18 protein-coding genes and 1 pseudogene are annotated in these 17,007 nt (G+C 74.1%); 6 read left to right on the forward strand and 13 right to left on the reverse strand.

The genetic code is table 11. The annotated features are described in order from the left end of the window. Positions 1–51: 51 nt before the first annotated feature. A pseudogene (locus ACWCYO_RS32520) lies at positions 52–393 on the reverse strand (Uma2 family endonuclease); the annotation flags it as partial. A gap of 159 nt (positions 394–552) precedes the next feature. Between ACWCYO_RS32520 and ACWCYO_RS32525 the strand changes: the two are divergent. Beyond that, entirely contained in the window at positions 553–1,560 is a 1,008-nt protein-coding gene (locus ACWCYO_RS32525) for an NADP-dependent oxidoreductase (protein ID WP_449786229.1), read from the forward strand. A gap of 42 nt (positions 1,561–1,602) precedes the next feature. On the opposite strand, the gene ACWCYO_RS32530 is transcribed toward ACWCYO_RS32525, so the two are convergent. The 12 genes from ACWCYO_RS32530 to ACWCYO_RS32585 all read right to left on the reverse strand — a co-directional run bounded on the left by ACWCYO_RS32530 (position 1,603) and on the right by ACWCYO_RS32585 (position 11,939). Beyond that, a complete protein-coding gene (locus ACWCYO_RS32530; RefSeq protein ID WP_449786230.1) occupies positions 1,603–3,687 on the reverse strand; it encodes a hypothetical protein in 2,085 nt (694 codons plus the stop codon). Positions 3,688–3,761: 74 nt separating this feature from the next. Next, a complete protein-coding gene (locus tag ACWCYO_RS32535) occupies positions 3,762–4,580 on the reverse strand; it encodes a DUF4389 domain-containing protein (RefSeq protein ID WP_270140291.1) in 819 nt (272 codons plus the stop codon). A 173-nt stretch (positions 4,581–4,753) separates the two neighbouring features. Continuing rightward, positions 4,754–5,836: a DUF4190 domain-containing protein gene (locus ACWCYO_RS32540; RefSeq protein ID WP_449786231.1), complete on the reverse strand. Its 1,083-nt coding sequence runs from the start codon at positions 5,834–5,836 to the stop codon at positions 4,754–4,756. Between the two features lie 302 nt (positions 5,837–6,138). Continuing rightward, positions 6,139–6,615: a hypothetical protein gene (locus tag ACWCYO_RS32545; protein ID WP_270140294.1), complete on the reverse strand. Its 477-nt coding sequence runs from the start codon at positions 6,613–6,615 to the stop codon at positions 6,139–6,141. A gap of 57 nt (positions 6,616–6,672) precedes the next feature. Beyond that, positions 6,673–6,960 (reverse strand): hypothetical protein, encoded by a 288-nt coding sequence (locus tag ACWCYO_RS32550; RefSeq protein ID WP_449786232.1) that lies wholly within the window; start codon positions 6,958–6,960, stop codon positions 6,673–6,675. A gap of 24 nt (positions 6,961–6,984) precedes the next feature. Beyond that, on the reverse strand, positions 6,985–7,257 hold the full coding sequence (locus tag ACWCYO_RS32555) for a hypothetical protein (RefSeq protein ID WP_270140296.1): 273 nt from the start codon (positions 7,255–7,257) through the stop codon (positions 6,985–6,987). 137 nt (positions 7,258–7,394) lie between these two features. After that, a complete protein-coding gene (locus tag ACWCYO_RS32560; RefSeq protein ID WP_449786233.1) occupies positions 7,395–8,120 on the reverse strand; it encodes a HEAT repeat domain-containing protein in 726 nt (241 codons plus the stop codon). Positions 8,121–8,226: 106 nt separating this feature from the next. Beyond that, entirely contained in the window at positions 8,227–8,835 is a 609-nt protein-coding gene (locus ACWCYO_RS32565; RefSeq protein WP_449786234.1) for a response regulator transcription factor, read from the reverse strand. Further along, the gene (locus ACWCYO_RS32570; RefSeq protein ID WP_449786235.1) at positions 8,832–9,974 is read right to left on the reverse strand and encodes a sensor histidine kinase; all 1,143 of its coding nucleotides are present in this window, start codon (positions 9,972–9,974) and stop codon (positions 8,832–8,834) included. The genes ACWCYO_RS32565 and ACWCYO_RS32570 overlap by 4 nt, the downstream gene beginning before the upstream one ends. Before the next feature lie 14 nt (positions 9,975–9,988). Next, the gene (locus tag ACWCYO_RS32575) at positions 9,989–10,402 is read right to left on the reverse strand and encodes a hypothetical protein (protein ID WP_270140301.1); all 414 of its coding nucleotides are present in this window, start codon (positions 10,400–10,402) and stop codon (positions 9,989–9,991) included. Between the two features lie 69 nt (positions 10,403–10,471). Continuing rightward, on the reverse strand, positions 10,472–11,020 hold the full coding sequence (locus ACWCYO_RS32580; protein WP_270140303.1) for a GNAT family N-acetyltransferase: 549 nt from the start codon (positions 11,018–11,020) through the stop codon (positions 10,472–10,474). Further along, positions 11,004–11,939, reverse strand: coding sequence for a class I SAM-dependent methyltransferase (locus ACWCYO_RS32585; RefSeq protein WP_270140305.1), 936 nt, complete (start codon positions 11,937–11,939; stop codon positions 11,004–11,006). The genes ACWCYO_RS32580 and ACWCYO_RS32585 overlap by 17 nt, the downstream gene beginning before the upstream one ends. A gap of 415 nt (positions 11,940–12,354) precedes the next feature. On the opposite strand from ACWCYO_RS32585, the gene ACWCYO_RS32590 reads away from it, so the two are divergent. Genes ACWCYO_RS32590 through ACWCYO_RS32610 form a run of 5 tightly spaced genes read left to right on the forward strand, consistent with a single transcriptional unit; the run spans position 12,355 to position 16,985 of the window. Then, positions 12,355–14,055 (forward strand): ATP-binding protein, encoded by a 1,701-nt coding sequence (locus ACWCYO_RS32590; RefSeq protein WP_449786236.1) that lies wholly within the window; start codon positions 12,355–12,357, stop codon positions 14,053–14,055. Between the two features lie 17 nt (positions 14,056–14,072). Further along, on the forward strand, positions 14,073–14,459 hold the full coding sequence (locus tag ACWCYO_RS32595) for a roadblock/LC7 domain-containing protein (protein ID WP_197698027.1): 387 nt from the start codon (positions 14,073–14,075) through the stop codon (positions 14,457–14,459). 60 nt (positions 14,460–14,519) lie between these two features. Further along, on the forward strand, positions 14,520–14,879 hold the full coding sequence (locus ACWCYO_RS32600; RefSeq protein WP_270140310.1) for a DUF742 domain-containing protein: 360 nt from the start codon (positions 14,520–14,522) through the stop codon (positions 14,877–14,879). Further along, on the forward strand, positions 14,860–15,477 hold the full coding sequence (locus ACWCYO_RS32605) for a GTP-binding protein (protein WP_270140312.1): 618 nt from the start codon (positions 14,860–14,862) through the stop codon (positions 15,475–15,477). Before ACWCYO_RS32600 ends, ACWCYO_RS32605 begins: the two co-directional genes overlap by 20 nt. 35 nt (positions 15,478–15,512) lie before the next feature. Beyond that, positions 15,513–16,985: a cytochrome P450 gene (locus ACWCYO_RS32610; protein WP_270140314.1), complete on the forward strand. Its 1,473-nt coding sequence runs from the start codon at positions 15,513–15,515 to the stop codon at positions 16,983–16,985. The last annotated feature ends 22 nt before the right edge of the window (positions 16,986–17,007 follow it).

Genomic DNA, 17,007 nt, shown 5'->3' on the forward strand with positions numbered 1-17,007 from the left:
GCCGTCCAGCTCCTCGCACGCCCTGTACGGGGGCGCGCCGCTCGGGCCGTGTCAGAACCTGCTGGTGTCGAGGTCCACTTCGAAGGGAGCCGGGAGCCGCACGGTCGTGCCGAAGGGGCGCGGCCCCTCGACCCGTGTGTAGCCGAGATCGCCCGGCTGGGAGAAGAGCGTGCAGGTCCGCTCCATCCGGTCCACCAACAAGTACAGCGGCGCACCGTACTGCGCATACCGACGGCGCTTCACGGTTCGGTCGGTGTCGGCATTCGACGGCGACGTCACTTCGACCACCAGGAGCGTCTGGTCAGGCAGCAACGCCCCCTCGGATTCGAAGAGCTCTTCGGGCAGAACTGCCATGTCGGGCAGGTAGAAGTGGCGCCAGTTCCCGCGCACGGGGGCGACCCGGCGGAGAGACTATCGGTGCTCGAAACCCCACCCCTGCACCCTCGCCGCATGACCATCTGAATCCGGACATTCTCTAGTCATATGACTAAGCGCTTGCTTAGAATCGGGCACCTGTCCATGCGGAGAACCGAGTACGCCCCAGGAGATGCCATGACCGACGTCAACCGCCAGATCCGCCTCGCCCGTCGACCGGTCGGCGAGGTGCGGCCGGAGGACTGGGAGTACCGGGAGGAGCCCGTGGCGGTGCCCGGGGACGGGGAGTTCCTGGGGCGGACCCGGTACGTGTCGCTCGACCCGGCGATGCGCGGGTGGCTGGACGACCGGCCGTCCTACCTGCCGCCGGTGGGGCTGGGCGAGGTGATGCGGGCCGCGTCGGTGGTCGAGGTGGTGGCGTCGAACCACCCGGAGTACCAGGTCGGCGACCACGTGGTGGGGGCCTTCGGGGTCCAGGACTACGCGGTGTCGGACGGCAAGGGAGCGCTCAAGGTCGACCCGGCACTCGCGCCGCTGTCCACCTACATCGGCGCGCTCGGGATGCCCGGGATGACGGCCTACTTCGGTCTGCTGGAGGTCGGCGCGCTCAAGGAGGGCGAGACCGTGGTGGTCTCCGGCGCCGCCGGGGCGGTCGGCACGATGGTCGGACAGATCGCCAAGGTGAAGGGCTGCCGGGTGGTCGGGATCGCCGGCGGGCCGGAGAAGTGCGCGCTGCTGACCGAGGAGCTCGGCTTCGACGCGGCGATCGACTACCGGTCCGAGGACGTCCGCAAGGCACTGCGCACCCACGCCCCGGACGGCATCGACGTCTACTTCGACAACGTCGGCGGCCCGATCCTGGACGCCGCGCTGACCAGGCTGGCGATGCACGCCCGGGTGGTCGTCTGCGGCGCGATCAGCCAGTACAACAACGAGGGGTCCGTGCAGGGCCCGTCCAACTACCTGTCGCTGCTGGTGCGCCGGGCCCGCATGGAGGGCTTCGTGGTCTTCGACTACGCCCGCCGCTACGCCCAGGCGGCGGCCGAGATCGCCGGCTGGATCGGCGAGGGCCGGATCAAGGTCAAGGAGCACCTGGTCGAGGGCACCGTGGCCGACTTCCCGGAGACCCTCGGGATGCTGTTCCGCAGCGAGAACACCGGCAAGCTGGTGCTGCGCCTGGCGTGAGCCCAAGGGTGGCCGCCGAGCAGCTCGGCGGCCACCCCGGGATCAGCGGGCCGCCAGCAGCGCCCGCAGCGCCTCGTCGTCGCGGACGACGTCGTTCACCCCACCGGCGCCGAGGGCGCGTCGGTCACCGTCGACGAACTCGGCGACGCGCAGCCGCTGTCGGGCACTCAGCGCGTCGGCGCCGATCTCCCGGAGCGCCTCGCAGGCGTCGTCGACGGCGAAGCCCGCGTCGATGGAGTCGAGGGCGATCTCGGCGAACTGGCCGAGCTCGGCGCTGTCCGGATCGGTGATCCGCAGCAGGGCGAGGACGGCGGCGGGCGCCTTCCCCGGCTTGGCGAGCAGCTCTTCCAGTCGAGGGACCAACGGCCGGGCCGCCGGGCCGAGGAGGGCGGCGGCCTCGACGGCACGGAGAACGGTCCAGCGGAACCACATCTGGTCGCCGGCCCGGTCGAGGACGGAGCCGAGGATCCGCATGGCCTCCTCGGCGTCGCCCTCGATCCGCCAGAGGGCGGTGGCTATCGCGATGTCGGCGTCCAGCTGCGGAGTGGTCGCCTCGGCGTCCTGGCTGACGGCCGCGCGCAGGGCCGGGAGCAGTCCGACGGCCGCCGTGCCCAGGTCGGCGGCCGCCCGGACGGCCTCGGCGAGGTCGCGCCGCGAGGCCAGCCCCTCGGCCGCGGCGGCGAGCAGCAGATCGGTCTCGCCGGTGAGCTGGTGGTGGGCCCATGCCACGGGCACCGGCCCGGCGACGGCCCGCAGCGACGCGACGGCCTGCGCCCGTTCCACCGCCGCGCCCAGGTCGGCGGCCACGGCCGCGATGGCGGTGGCGGCGTACTGGTGGCGGGGCAGGGCCGCGGACAACTCGGGCAGGCCGGCCGCAGCCTGCCGCCCCCACGTGCGCAGCAGATGGATCAGGCTGATGGTCTCGGAGTCGCCGAGCCCGTCGGCGGCCAGCCGCTCCCGGACGGCGGCCAACAACCCCGCGTCGAAGGGGAATTCGGGGGCCCGGAAGCCTCCGGCGGCCTCAAGGGCGCGCGGGCGGCGGGCGAGGTCGCGGGCGAGCAGCGGGGCCGCCTGCCGGGGTGCGACCCGGACGAGTACGGCCAGGGCCTGGTCGGCCGCCTTTTCGTCGGACTGCTCGGCGAGTTCGGCCAGGGCGGGCGCGGCTTCGGCGGCGAGCGGGCCGAGCTTGGTGAGCAGCCTCGCGGCCGTGTCATCGGCGGCGTGCCGGGCGATGGCCGGGACCAGCCGCCGCGGGGCGCTGCGGGAGCGGTCGACGGCCTCGTCGGCCGCCCACAGGGCCTCGGTGCGCACCGCGGGGCGCTGGTCGCGCAGGGCGGCCTCCAGCAGGGCGAAGGCGCCCTCGCGGTCGGCCTCGGTGCCGCGGTCCAGCAGGTCCTCGACGATCGCGGGCAGCAGCTCGCGGTGGTACATGCTGTATCGGTCGACGGTGAGCTCACGGGTGGGCACGACGCCGAGCGCGGCCGCGTGGTGGGCGTCGCTCCACGGCTCCCCGGCCCGCAGGGCGACCATGAGCGCCGCCAGCCGCAGCGGCCTCGGGGTAGCGTCGCCGAGCAGCGCGCGGGCCTGGCCGACGGCTCCCGAGGGGTCCAACCGGCCCATGGCGATGAGCAGTTCGGCCCGCACCCCGGGGTCCTCCTCGACCGACCAGCGGCCGCGCAGCGCGGACAGGGCGGCCCCGGCGCCGTCCGCGCCCCGGGTACGGCCGACGACCGAGGCCGCCTGGCTCCGGACGTCCGCGTCCTCGTCGGCCAACAGCGGCAGCAGCAGCGGCAGCTGGCCGACCACGGCGGCCCGGACGGCGCCGTCCGGGATCTGCCACTCGTCATCGGACTCGGCCAACCCGCCGAGCAGCAGGAGCACTTCCACCACCTCGCAGCCGGCTGCCGCGATCCGGGCGAGGAAGGGCACGGCGTCCACACTGGCGGAGTACACCGTGCCCTGATGGAGGATGGCCGAGTACAGCTCCTCGCGGGCCTCCTCCGCCTCCTCCCCGCCCTCGGCGAAGGCGCGCAGCAGGTCGGGCAGGTCCTCTGCGGAGCCGTAGGCGTGCGAGAGGGAAGCCCAGGGGTGGGCGTCGAGACCGGCGAGGGCGTCAGCGAGATCCATGGGCGTGATCTTCGCAGCCGCCTCCGACAGCGGCTCCGGCGCCCCGGAACGTCGAGCCGAGGAGAACCGCACGACTACCGGACGGCTCCCGGGCCCGGGACGAGGGGGGCGATGACGCGCTGGGTCGGGTTGCCGTAGTCGTCGTTGTCGTTGTTGTCGCCGGAGTTCACCGAGGCGGTGACGGAGCTCGTCGCCCAGGAGACCACGCCCAGGATGAGGAACAGCACGAGCAGGCCGCGCCCGGCGCCGCTCAGGACGAGCGGGCGGGTGGCCGAGACCGGCTCGGGCTCGCTGCCCGGCTCCTCGCCGAACAGGCGCTTGGGGTAGGCGGAGGTGAGCATCACCAGGTAGGCCAGGTAGCGCATCCGGTAGCGCAGGATCGCCGTGGTCGCCTCGTACAGCGCCTGCGGCATCCGGCCGAGGATCAGCACCACCAGCCAGATGATGACCGCCACCAGCCACCAGCCCGCGTTCACCAGGCCCTGCACGATCGACGCCGGGATGACCAGGACGATGCGGAACAGCACGGCGAGCCGGTTCAGCTCACCCGGGCGCAGCCCGACCTGCACCGGGTACTCGGGCGCCTGGAACCGGAACGGCGGGTAGCGGTCCACGGTGAGCATCAGGTACGCGGTGACCCGGGTGTCGTACGGGAGGTACGCGGAGAGGTAGTCCGCGACGAAGCCGGGCAGCCGGCCGAGCACCAGCGCGCCGAACCAGCCGATGACGGTGACGAAGAACGCCACCACCGACAGCACCCACACCACCACGAACTGCGGGATCAGCAGCAGGACGCGCAGCAGCACCGTCCACCGGTTCTGCGGGCCGGGCGCCGGCATGTCCAGCACCGGAAGCCACTCACGGCTGACGGGGGCGGGGGGAGCCTGCCACATCCGGGCCTCCACGGTCTCGGGACGACGGGACCCGGCGGTCGGGCACGGCCGGGTGCCCTCCGAAGATCGCAGCACCCCGGCCGCCCCGCGCGCCGCGCTGCGCCGGACGGGTCACACCACCGCCCGACCGGTCGTCAGGCCGCGCCCCCCGGCCCCGGACCCGAGACCCCGGGTCAGCTGGGGGCGCCGGTCCAGATGACGTTCTTGCGCTGCAGCCCGCTGCCGTAGTCGAACTCGACGGAGAAGGGGTCGGCCGCATTGTTCGGCAGGGCGTACGCGGACAGCCCGGTGGCCTCCTGACCCGGGGCCAGCGAGCCGCTGAGGATCTTCATCCGGCCGCTCCCGTCGATCAGCGAGGTGACGAGGCCGCCCTTGGCGTCGTGGACGAAGGGCAGCCCCGATCCGTACAGCGAGACCTCCTTGGATCCGGTGTTGACGACGGTGATCCTCACCTGGACGATCGTCGCGTCCTTCGGCGCCTCGAACACGGTCTCGCTCGGGACGTACGGCTCGGGCGCCGCCATCGTGACCTTCAGCCCGTCCGCGTAGGTGTAGGACTGGCCGAACGCCAGGCGCCGGGCCCGCTCGTCCGCGGCCGCCGCTTCCCGCTCGGCCTCGATCTTCTTCCGCGCGGCCTCGAGCCGCTCCCTCTCCTTCGCCGCCCGTTCCTCCGCGGCCCGCTGCGCGTTCTCGGCGCGAAGGCGCGCGGCGTCCGCCTCGGCCCTGCGCTCCTCGTTCACCGCGTTCACCCGGGCCACCACGAACACCCCGGCGCCGACCGAGACGACCAGTCCCGTGATGCCCAGGATGACGCCCGCGAGCGCCATCCCCCGGTTGGTCGCCACGCCCCTGCGCGCGTGACCCAGGCCGATGATCCCGAAGATCAGGGCGAGCAGGGCCGGCAGCCAGGAGAGCCAGAACAGGAGGACGGCCAGGCTGAGGGCGGTACCGACGATCCCGAGCACCATGGCCGCGACGCCGAGGCCGTTGCGGGGCGGCGGCCCCGGTACCGGGTACGGCGGCCAATACGGCGCGGCCGGGCGCTCGCCGGGGGCCGCGCCGAGACCGGGCGCCCCGCCGAGCACGGGGGCCGCGCCGAGAACAGGGGCCGCGCCGAGAACAGGAGCCGGGGCGGGAACCGTGGGTTCGCCCCGGCCCGGCGCCGCACCCGCACCCGGGTCCGGCGGCGCCCACGGGTCGACGTCGGCCGGATCCTCCGCGGGCTGCGGGCTGTCGGGCGGGACGGGAACGGTCATGCGGGATCCTTCGGGAACGTCGGGACGATGGGCGGCCGTTCAGCCGCCGGGCCGTGGTCGTTCCGGACCCCCCGGCAAAAGCGGCCCGCCCCGCGCGGGACGGGCGCCGGTCCGGGCCGGACCCGCGCGTCAACACCCCCGGACGGACCGCGACGGGCTCGGTGACTGATCAACATACAGGTGCCCGCCGACCTCCCCGACACCGGCCCGGGCCCGGAACCTCCGCCGTGCTTCGTCCGCGGAATTCGCTTGCCCGCCGGTCGGCGAGCCTGGCAGCGTGGGGCAGCGGACCCGGCCCTCGTTCACGCCCAGCCGCGCACCGACACCGCCCCGTGCAGGACGCGGCCCGCCAGCCGCTGCTCCTCGACCCAGCGGGTGAAGGTCTCGACGCGCGCCCCGAGGTCCTCCTCGCCCGGCCCGACCGGCCGGTCCTGCGGCGGCACGACGACCACCACCGCCTCGCCCCGCCCCTCGGCCGCCGCCAGCCAGCGGGGCGACACCTCGACCCGTGAGCCCGGCTCCCACCCCTGGCGGCCGCCGATCAGCACCAGCCGTTCCACCCGTCCGTCCGCGACCTCGATCAGGCCGGTCGTCGCCGGGGGCTCGCCGGCGGCGACCGTGAAGCCGCTGTCGACGGCGGCCTCCACCAGGTCGGCGTGCAGGTTCGCGCCGACCTCCACGATCAGCTCCGCGACCGGCGGGCCCTGCGCCGCCTGGCGTACGGCCAGCGCCCACACCACCGGCCCCTGGGCCCGGCTGTCGCCCGTCCCGTCAGCCATGGCCGACCGCCGAACCGCGACCGCCCACCGGCCGAACGGGCGTACGGCGACGCTGAGTCACAGGGTGGCGAGACGACGTCCGAGTTCCTCGAGGTAGTCGTCGCCGTAGGCCGCGGCGACGTCGTCGAGGTCGATCATCGGCGGGAGGTCGGCCGTCTGCTGGCGTTCGGACAGGTAGACGGCGGTCTCCGCGACGATCCGCTGCTCGTCGGCGCGGGCCGGGCTCAGCTTTTCCAGGGTCGCGTCGGTGGCCTGGAAGCGGGAGAGGACCGTTTCGCCGGCGGCGGGGAAGCTCACGAGGTACTCGTGGTCACCCAGTGCTTCGATCCCGATGTCCCCAGTCATGGTTCCGCCCTTCACTCCTTCCCCCTACGAGTCTCGCACCGGTGGCCCTCCCCCGTGCCGCGGGCGGTCCGACCGGCGGCGGACGACCACCCGCTCGACCGTCGTGCCGACCGCGAGCAGCGCGAACAGCAGGGCCGCCAGGGCGCAGAAGCCCGTCGTCACGCCGTCGACGGGGAGGACGGCGGCCAGCACCGCGAGCACCACCGCCGTCACCGCGAACACCCCGGCGAACGAGCCCGCCGCGAATCGGCGGACCGTCGGCTCGCCGCGGTCCTCCTGGCTGTGCGGGCCGGTCATGTCCTCCTCCTCCGGGATCCTTCCGCCGACGGCCGGGGCCCAGCGCCCGCGCGGGGCCTCCTGGTTCCCTCGGCGTCGTGCGTCTAACCGGCTCACCGGAGGCCAAAACCCGTTCGAGTCCCCCACCGGGGCGGCCCTCACAGGTCCGAGGCGTCGATCCAGTCGATCGCCGCCACCAGGTCGGGAGCCCGGTCGGTGGCTTCGGCGGCCAGCAGGGCCCAGTCCCGGCAGTGGGCCACGATCTCGGCCCAGGGCTTCCGCCGGTCGACGTCCCAGTCGATGCCCGGACCCGGGTGGTATCCGAAGGTCCCGTCGACGCGCCGCTGCCACACCTGGAAATCGAGCACCGCCTGGCCGTGCACCGCGAGGTCCTCGATGGCTTCGGCGAGGTGAACCGTCGGCCATACCGGGTCCGGGTCCGCCGACGCGGCCCGCAGCGCGGCGGCCCGGGCCGGGAGTACCGGCTCGCGGGCCCCGAGCGCGGTCAGTGACCGGCGAAGCGCCGCTCCCTCGCTGTGGTCGGGGGCCTCACCTCGTCGCCGGAAGGCTTCGTGGGCTCGTCGCAGGGCCGGCACGGCACGCCGGATCCCCAGCTTCGCCAGGGCTTCGGCGGCCCACTGGCGCACGGTGTCGCAGTCGCTGACCAGCAGGCCGATCAGCACGTCCGCCGGGCGCGGGTCGTTCAGCGCGGTGAAGACCTCGATGGCGCAGAGCTGCCCGAACCTCCCCAGACCGGGCGTTGCCGCCATCACCTCGTCCAGCACCTCGGGACCCCTGGCGATCAGCGCGTACTGGGCGTCCTCGGCCACTTCGGTCGAATCCGCGTCGAGCTCACTGACCCGCTGTGCGATGGTGCCGTCCATGGCCATGGAGTCTGGCTCGCCCCGTCCACCACGACCAGTCGATTTCCCCGCGCGTCCCCGGGCCCGCCCGCGGTCCGGGCCGGTGTCGAGCCGCTGTCGAAACGCCTTACAGCCAGCCGCGCTCGTCGGCGGTGCGGAGGGCCTCGGTGCGGTTGCGGGTGCCGGTCTTGGCGATGGCGGAGGAGAAGTAGTTGCGGACGGTGCCCTCGGAGAGGTAGAGCTTCGCGGCGATCTCGGCGACTCCGGCGCCGGAGCGGGAGGCGTCGAGGACGTCGCGTTCGCGGGCGGTGAGCGGGGAGGCGCCCGCGGCGAGGGTGGCGGCGGCGAGTTCCGGGTCGACCACCCGCTCCCCGGCCGCGACCCGGCGGATGGCGTCGGCGAGCACCTCGGCCGGGGCGTCCTTGACCACGAAGCCGAGCGCTCCGGCCTCCATGGCGCGGCGCAGGTAGCCGGCGCGGCCGAAGGTGGTGAGGATGACCACCCGGCAGTCGGGCGCCTGGTGGGCGAGGACGGCGGCGGCCGCCAGGCCGTCGAGTCCGGGCATCTCGATGTCCAGCAGGGCGACGTCCGGCCGGTGCTCGCGGGCGGCCTCGACCACCTGGTCGCCGCGTCCGACCGCGGCGACCACCTCGAAGTCGTCCTCCAGGTCGAGCAGGGCGCGCAGTGCGGTGCGGACCAGCTCCTGGTCCTCCGCGAGCAGCAGGCGGATCGTCATGTCGTCCCTTCGGGGCGGGGGTCGGGGTCCCGGACGGTGACCAGCAGTCGCCAGCCGCGCGGGTCGAGCGGGCCGGCCTCGACCGTACCGCCCGCCGCCGCGACCCGTTCCCGCAGCCCGGTCAGCCCCTTGCCGGTACCGACGGGGCCGAGCCCGGCGCTGCCCGGGCCGTCGTCGCGGATCTCCACCGAGGTGGCGGTCAGCAGCACCGAGCAGCGCGTCGCCCGGGCGTGCCGGACGACGTTGGTGAGGCCCTCGCGCACCACCCAGCCGAACAGTTCGCGGTGTTCCGGTCCGACCGCGTCGGCCGCCTTGGGCAGGTCGGCCACCACCCCGGCGGCGCGCAGCAGTTCGCGGCCGCGGGCGAGTTCGCCGGCCAGGGTGACCTCGCGGTAGCCGGTGACGGCGGCGCGCACGTCGGCCAGGGCCTGGCGGGAGAGCGACTCCACGGCCGTCATCTCCGCCACCGCCTGGTCCGGGCCCTTGGCCGCGAGTCGTTGGGCGAGGCGGGACTTGACGGTGATCGCGGTGAGCGAGTGGCCGAGCAGGTCGTGCAGGTCGCGGGCGATCCGGTTGCGCTCGGCCTCGGAGGCGAGGCGCGCGACCTCCGCCCGGGCGGCGACCAGGGCCTGGTTGGTGGCGGCGATCTCCGCGAAGGCTCCGCAGGTGAGCGAGGTGAACAGCAGGGCCAGCGCTTGGAATCCGCCGGGTCCGGTGTGCCAGGCGGGCACCGCCCAGGGCACCAGCAGGGCGGCGAGCGTGCCGGCGGCCACCGCCGGGAGGGTGTGCCTCCGGCACAGCACCGCGACCACGGAGACGACCACGGTGGCCAGGTAGAAGGCGTCGGCGTGGGCGAACGGCAGCGAGGCCAGGAACAGCGCGGTCATCACCGCCAGCAGCGGTTTGACGAAGCTCCGCCGCCCGGTTCCGAGGGCCAGCGCGAGGAGCACGTAGCAGAGGCAGAACGCGATGACCACGGCGTACCCGGCGACCGCCGCGGACCCGACGACGTCGGCGCTCACGGCCACGGCGGTGAGCGCCGGGAAGACCAGCATCCCGGTGCCCAGCAGGATCCGCCGCCAGCCGCCCGCCCAGCGGTGGGCGGAGGCCGGCGTGTGCTCGCGGTCGAGGTCGGTCACTCCTGTGTCCCTCCTCAGGGCTGGGCGAACAGCGTACGCAGCTGCCGTCCGTTGATCAGCACGGCCACCCCCAGCAGGGCGAGGCCGCACAGGCCCTGTTCGATCTTCATCCAGACCGGGAAGACCCCCGGCACGGCGATGATCGCCGCGATCGCGACCAGCATGGCGCCGGAGACGATCCGCAGCCGCCGGAAGGCGCCGCGGGAGCCGCGGGCAGCGCGGACGGTGAGCAGCAGGGCGACGGTGGCGCCGGCCAGGACGATGGTGCCGCGGACCCACACCGCCGGGGTGATGAGGTCGGTGTGGTCGCGGAGGGCGAAGGCGGCCACCAGCGTGAGCGCGCTGAGGCCGAGGTAGGCGAGCACGAGTCGCCGTACGGTGCGGAAGGCCCGGCGGTTGTCGGGGTGGTGCAGGTCGGTGGAGGTCATGGACTCATCGTGGCCGCCCGGCGGGGGCGGGCGGCAGTGTGCTGCCACACCCCCGCACCATGACAATTGTCAGACCGTCGGCGCCGGCAGCAGCCGCACCAGGTGCAGCTTGGCGACGGCCTGCCCGTCCACCAGGACGGCCCGGGGTTCGCGGCCCCACACCTCGAAGCCGCAGGCGGTGTAGAGCCGCAGGGCCGGTTCGTTGCCCTCGGAGACGGTCAGCAGCACCTGCTGCAGTTGCCCGTCCTCGGCGGCGACGGCGAGCACCCGGTCGACCAGGGTGCGGCCGATCCCCCGGCCGCCGGCCGCGCGGGCCACCGCCATGCCGTACAGGGTGGCCTTGTGGCGCTCCTGGCCGCGCTGCTTCACCCGCAGTCCGGCGGTCCCGACCAGGGTGCCGTCCGGGTCGAAGGCGCCGAGCAGGGCGCCCGGGCCGTGTTCGGCCCCGGCCAACCGCTGGATCGTGTCGGCCATCGGCTTGGCGCGTTCCTCGGCGTAGCCGGAGGTGAAGGCGCTCGGCGTCTCGCGCAGGGCGGTGAGCCGGAAGGCCCGGTACGGTTCGGCGTCCGCGATGCCGAGGCGGCGGACCAGGACGGCGGGCTCAGCCGAGGCGGACACGGGTGCACCTGGTCAGGTAGGGCATGGCGATCTCCTCCCGGCCGGCCAGGCCGGGGTGGGTGGCGAGCAGGTGCTCGACGTCGGCCAGCAGGCGGGCGCGGTCGGTCTCGGGCAGGGCGATGACGTAGCTGCGGGAGGCCACCATGTCGATGATCCCGGCCGGGGTGGTGGGGTGTTCCCAGCGGATCTCCAGCCGCTCGGGCGCACCGAACGGGGCGGGCAGGACGGGTGCGGTGTCGATCTGCTGACGGTCGCAGCGGTGCATCAGTGCGCCGAGGGCGGCGGCCCAGGGCTCGGTCTCGTCCCGGACGTTCCAGACCAGGGCGAGGGTCCCGCCGGGGGCGAGCACCCGGGCGATCTCCGGTACGGCCGCCGCCTGGTCGAACCAGTGCCAGGCCTGGGCCACCACCACCGCGTCCACGCTGGCGTCGGGCAGCGGGATGTGCTCGGCGGAGCCGGCCCGCACCGCCGCCCTGGGCACGGCGGCGGCGAGCCGGTCGCGCATGCCCTGGTCGGGTTCCACCGCGACCACGTCCAGTCCGGCGTCGACCAGCAGTCCGGTCAACTGGCCCGTCCCGGCGCCCAGATCGAGCACCCGGCGGGCCTCGCGGGGCACCGCCGAGCCGAGCAGCGCCTGCGGGTAGCCGGGCCGGCCGTGCTGGTAGGAGGCTGCCGCGAGGCCGAAGGAGCGGGCCCGCAGCCGGCCGGACCAGCGCCTGGTCGCGCCCTGCCTGGTCATCCCGCAGGCCCGGCCGATCTCCTCCCAGGTCGCCTCCCGGCCGCGCCGCAGTTCCTCCACCAGGTCGGTGCGCCGTTCCTCCAGGGCCTCGATCACCCCCGAGAGCCGCTGCAGGCCGTCCAGGCCGCCGCCACCGGCCACGTCCGCCGCCACTCGACGACCGAGATCGTTCACGTCCATGACCCCGCACTCTAGGAAGCGGGCGCGCTAAGTGTCAACAGACATTGCCCCCGTGAGCAACATTTGTTGCTATACGCCCCTCAGCGCCCCCCACACGAGTGACGGGACCGCCCCTAGCACGAACTCGCCTCCACGCGTGGCGACTTGGGCCGGAAACCCTTCACACGGGCGAATCCTGACCGGGTTCCCGGCGCGGGGGCGTCCGGGCGAGAAGCCTTGGTGACCGGGCGGTGCCGACCTGGACTGCGACCGGCGTGCGAGATGTCGGGCATGTCCGGCAAGTTGCCACAAGTCGGTTGACGCACAGTAGTTTTGAGTTTCGGTCAGGATGTCCTGAACTTGGTTATGCTGCAGCACGCCTCCGGAGCCGGTCGTCGCCCGTCCCCGTTCCGTTCCGATCGTTTGAGGATGCCGAATGCTTCGAGCTGGATCGTCACCCGCCGGACGGCGCCTCGCGCCCCTGCTCGGCTGGATACTGCCCACGGCCGTGACGGCGGCGGCGGTGGCGGTCGCCGCGGCGGTGGTGTCGGCCGGAGCCCGGGCCCAGGTGCTGTGGTGCGGGGCGACGGCCACCGTGCTGGTCGCCGTGGTCGCCGCCGAGTCCGCCCGCCGCGGCCGCGCCCTGGCCGAGCTGCGCGACGAACACGCCCGGCGGACCGACGAGTTGCAGCGCAGGCTGGCCGCCCAGGAGGACGAGATCGGGCGGATGGCCGCCGGCGAGCTGCGCCGGCTGGTCGGCGGCGCCCGCTACGGCTCGTCCATCGACGTGCTGCTCCAGCCCTTCCAGCGCCCGAACCCGCTGCTGTCACGGAAGTTCCGCCACGCGCTGGAGCTGGTGGTGCGCGGCATCGCCCAGGCCGTCGACGACGAGGTCAGCCGGCGCGACTCCGCCGAGCGCGCCTTCGTCAACCTGGCCCGCCGGGTCCAGGCGATCATCCACCGCCAGGCCAAGGACCTGCGGGAGATGGAGGACCGGCACGGCAACGACCCGGCGGTCTTCGACGACCTGCTGCGCCTCGACCACGGCAACGCCCTGGTCGGCCGCCTCGCCGACTCCATCGCCGTCCTCTCCGGCGCCCGGCCCGGCCGCCAGTGGACCCGCCCGATCGCCCTCTACAGCGTGCTGCGCGGCGGAATGTCCCGGATCCTCGAGTACCAGCGGGTCGACCTCCACCCGGTGACCCAGATCTCGGTCATCGGACCGGCCGTCGAACCCCTGATCCACGCCGTGGCCGAGCTGCTCGACAACGCCACCCGCTACTCCCCGCCGCACACCCACGTCCACCTGAGCGCCTCCGAGGTGCAGAGCGGGATCGCGATCGAGGTCGAGGACGGCGGCCTCGGGCTCACCGACGAGGCGCGCGCCCGGGCCGAGCGCTCGATGCGCGAGGCCATGGTCTCCAAGGACTTCGACGACCTCACCGAGTCCCCCCGGCTGGGCTTCGCCATCCTCGGCCGGCTCTGCCAGGCGTACGGCTTCCAGGTGTCGCTGCGCCGCTCCGCGTACGGCGGTGTGCGGGCGGTCCTGGTGGTGCCCCAGGAGCTGCTCACCACCGCTCCCCCGACCGGGCGGGCGCACGGCATCGGCGCCTTCTCCGGCCCGCGGCCGCTCCCGGCGAACCCGCCCCGGCACGCGGCCCCCGCCCGGCCCTGGGGCGCCCGGACCGCCTCGGCCGGCGCCGGGTCGTCCGGCGGGCTCGGAGCGTCCACCGGGCTGGGGAAGTCCGCCGGCGTCGGGCCGTCCTACGGCTCGACCAACCCGTGGGGGGAATCCGGCCCCGGCGCCGGGGACGACGAGGTGATCGTCACCGAGCGCACCGCCAACGGCCTGCCGCAGCGCCGCCGCAGCCGGCCGACCGGCCGGGCCGTCTTCTCCGCGCCCGCCCGCGGCACCGCCCAGCCCAACGGCCCGACCGCCGGACCCGCGGCGGGACCGGCCGCCCCGTCGGCCCGGCCCAAGAAGCAGCCCGGCCTGTGGCTGGAGGCGTTCATGGAGGGCTACAAGGGCACCGGCAGCGCCGGCACGGGCGAGACGGGCGCCGCAGGAACCAGCAGCACCGCACCGAACAGCGCCGGACAGACCAGTGAAGAGACGGCAGGGAAAGGCGAGCAGTGATTCCGCACCGCAGCAACATGGACTGGATCCTCAACGACCTCGCACACAGCGTCCCGTACGTGCGCCACGTCATCGTGCTCTCCGCCGACGGCCTGCGGATCGCCCAGTACGGCGCCGACCCGGACACCGCCGACCGGCTGGCCGCCGCCTGCGCCGGACTGCAGAGCCTGGCCGCCGCCGTCGGGCACGAGTTCCCGCACGGCAACGGCGCGATGAAGCTGGTCGTCATCGAGGTGGACGGCGGCTACTTCTACCTGATGTCGGCCGGTGACCGCGCCTACCTCGCGGTGCTCGCCGACGAGGGCGTGGACGCCGGGCTGGTCAGCCACCAGATGCGCGACCTGGTGGACCGGATCGGCGAGCACCTGTCCGCCCCGCCGCGCAACCCCGAGGTGGTCGCATGAACCGCCCGACCACGGTCCCCGCCCGGGCGGGCACATGAACGAGCACAGTGAGGCAGTGACATGACCGCCGAGCAGGGCGGCTGGGACGGACCCGAGCCCGATCGCCTGTACGTGATCACCCGCGGCCGCAGCGGCCCCTCCGGGCCGGGCGTCTTCGACCTGGTCACCCTGATCGTCTCCCTCGCGGAACCGACCCCCGCCATGCAGCCCGAGCACGCGGCGATCCTGCGGCTGTGCCGCTCGCCGCTCTCGGTGGCGGAGGTCTCCGCCTACCTCGAACTGCCCACGAGCGTGGTCACCGTCCTGCTGGCGGACCTGCTCGACGACGGGCGGATCGAGGCCCGCGCCGCCGTACCGGCGGCGGAACTCCCCGACCGTGCCCTGTTGGAGGCGGTGATCCATGGACTTCAGCGGCTCTGACACGGTCGTCGGACCGGCGAGCGCGGACCTGCTGCCCGACACCGTCACCACGGCGGTCAAGGTGGTGATCGTCGGCGGCTTCGGCGTCGGCAAGACCACGCTGGTCGGCGCGGTGAGCGAGATCCGCCCGCTGACCACCGAGGAGACCATGACCCAGGCCGGGGTCGGCGTGGACGACCCGACCGGGGTCGAACGCAAGACCTCCACCACGGTGGCCATGGACTTCGGCCGGATCAGCATCAGCGACAGGCTCGTGCTGTACGTCTTCGGCACCCCCGGCCAGGAGCGGTTCTGGTTCCTCTGGAACGGCCTGTTCGAGGGCGCGCTCGGCGCGGTGGTGCTGGTGGACACCCGCCGGCTGGAGGTCAGCTTCGAGGTGATCGGACGGCTCGAGGACCGCGGCGTGCCCTTCGTGGTCGCCGTCAACGGCTTCCCCGAGGCGCCGACCTACCCGCTCGACGAGCTGCGCCAGGCGCTCGACCTGCCGCCCGAGGTGCCGATCGTCGCCTGCGACGCGCGCAGCCGCGAATCCAGCCGGGACACCCTGATGACGCTCATGCACTACCTCTACGAACTGGCCGCGCCGCCCGCCGGCTGAGCCCTTCGCACCTCTTCCGAACGACCGGAGACCCTGTGACCACCCCGTTCCCCGACGGCGCCGCCGCCCCCGTCCCACCGCCCGGCTGCCCCGCCCACCGGCACGTCGTCGAGCCGATCGGCCCCGGCGGCCTGCGCCGGCTGTACGGCCCGGAGGCCGAGGCCGACCCGGCGGGCCTGTACGAGAAGCTGCGCGCCGAGTACGGCGACGTCGCCCCGGTGCTGCTGCACGGCGACCACCGGGCCTGGCTGATCCTCGGCCACGCCGCCAACATCACCGCGCTGCGCACCCCCTCGCTGTTCTCCCGCGACTCGCGGCTGTGGAGCGCCTTCCGCAACAACGAGATCCCGCCCGACTCCCCACTGCTGCCGGTGGTCGCCTGGCAGCCGATCTGCGTGTTCGCCGACGGCGAGGAGCACCGCCGGCTGCGGAACGCCCTGCTGGACGGGCTGAACGGCTTCGACCGGCGCGGCATCCGCCGCCACGTCCGCCGCTTCACCACCGACCTGGTCCAGCTGTTCGGGCCGACCGGCCAGGCCGAGCTGATCACCCAGTTCGCCGAGCACCTGCCGATGCTGGTGATGACCAAGCTGCTCGGCATGCCGGACGAGTACGGGCCGCAACTCGTCGACGCCGCCCGGGACTTGGTGAAGGGCACCGAGACGGCGGTGGCCAGCAACGAGTACGTGGTGGCGAGCCTGCGCCGCACCATCGCGATCAAGCACGAAAGCCCCGGCGACGACCTCACCAGCCGACTGCTCGCCCACCCGGCCGAGCTGACCGACGACGAGGTGATGGAGCACCTGCGGGCGGTGCTGCTGGCCGCCAACGAGAGCACCGTCAACCTGATCGCCGACTCGCTGAAGATGGTGCTCACCGACCCGCGCTTCCGCGCCCACCTCTCCGGCGGCCAGATGACCCTGGGCGAGGCGCTGGACCAGGTGCTCTGGGACTCCCCGCCGATGTCCCTGGTGGCCGGACGCTGCGCGACCGCCGACACCGAGCTCGGCGGACAGCAGATCAAGGCCGGCGACTTCCTGCTGCTCGGCCTCGCGGCGGGCAACGTCGACCCGGTGGTCCGGCCCGATCTGTCCACCCCGCTGTACGGCAACCGCTCGCACCTGTCCTTCGGCGCCGGGCCGCACGAGTGCCCCGGGCAGGACATCGGCCGGCACATCGCCGAGGCCGGGATCGACATCCTGCTCACCCTGCTGCCGGACCTCCGACTCGCCGTCCCCGAGGAGGAGTTGACCTGGACCTCGGCCTGGATCTCGCGCCATCTCACCGCGCTGCCGGTGGAGTTCACCGCGCACGAGATCGAGCCGGACCCGGAGTCGGTCGCGGAGGCGGAGCGGGCGACGCGGGCGCGGGCGAAGGAGGAGCGGGCGGAGGAGGAGCGGGAGCTCGCCGCCCGGGCGGCGGAGGCCGCCGCCCCCGCCCCGGCGGCGACCGTCCCGGCCCAGCGGCGCAGCTGGTGGGACGTGCTGACCGGCCTGTTCCGGCGCTGAACCCGTTCCAGGCGGGCGGGGG

It is taken from the genome of Kitasatospora sp. NPDC001683 (assembly GCF_053596495.1).

Bases quoted from the DNA above. Each gene is read 5' to 3' on its own strand.
- ACWCYO_RS32525 (WP_449786229.1), top strand. From the start codon at position 553: ATGACCGACGTCAACCGCCAGATCCGCCTCGCCCGTCGACCGGTCGGC.
- ACWCYO_RS32530 (WP_449786230.1), bottom strand. From the start codon at position 3,687: ATGGATCTCGCTGACGCCCTCGCCGGTCTCGACGCCCACCCCTGGGCT.
- ACWCYO_RS32535 (WP_270140291.1), bottom strand. From the start codon at position 4,580: ATGTGGCAGGCTCCCCCCGCCCCCGTCAGCCGTGAGTGGCTTCCGGTG.
- ACWCYO_RS32540 (WP_449786231.1), bottom strand. From the start codon at position 5,836: ATGACCGTTCCCGTCCCGCCCGACAGCCCGCAGCCCGCGGAGGATCCG.
- ACWCYO_RS32545 (WP_270140294.1), bottom strand. From the start codon at position 6,615: ATGGCTGACGGGACGGGCGACAGCCGGGCCCAGGGGCCGGTGGTGTGG.
- ACWCYO_RS32550 (WP_449786232.1), bottom strand. From the start codon at position 6,960: ATGACTGGGGACATCGGGATCGAAGCACTGGGTGACCACGAGTACCTC.
- ACWCYO_RS32555 (WP_270140296.1), bottom strand. From the start codon at position 7,257: ATGACCGGCCCGCACAGCCAGGAGGACCGCGGCGAGCCGACGGTCCGC.
- ACWCYO_RS32560 (WP_449786233.1), bottom strand. From the start codon at position 8,120: ATGGACGGCACCATCGCACAGCGGGTCAGTGAGCTCGACGCGGATTCG.
- ACWCYO_RS32565 (WP_449786234.1), bottom strand. From the start codon at position 8,835: ATGACGATCCGCCTGCTGCTCGCGGAGGACCAGGAGCTGGTCCGCACC.
- ACWCYO_RS32575 (WP_270140301.1), bottom strand. From the start codon at position 10,402: ATGACCTCCACCGACCTGCACCACCCCGACAACCGCCGGGCCTTCCGC.
- ACWCYO_RS32585 (WP_270140305.1), bottom strand. From the start codon at position 11,939: ATGGACGTGAACGATCTCGGTCGTCGAGTGGCGGCGGACGTGGCCGGT.
- ACWCYO_RS32590 (WP_449786236.1), top strand. From the start codon at position 12,355: ATGCTTCGAGCTGGATCGTCACCCGCCGGACGGCGCCTCGCGCCCCTG.
- ACWCYO_RS32595 (WP_197698027.1), top strand. From the start codon at position 14,073: ATGGACTGGATCCTCAACGACCTCGCACACAGCGTCCCGTACGTGCGC.
- ACWCYO_RS32600 (WP_270140310.1), top strand. From the start codon at position 14,520: ATGACCGCCGAGCAGGGCGGCTGGGACGGACCCGAGCCCGATCGCCTG.
- ACWCYO_RS32605 (WP_270140312.1), top strand. From the start codon at position 14,860: ATGGACTTCAGCGGCTCTGACACGGTCGTCGGACCGGCGAGCGCGGAC.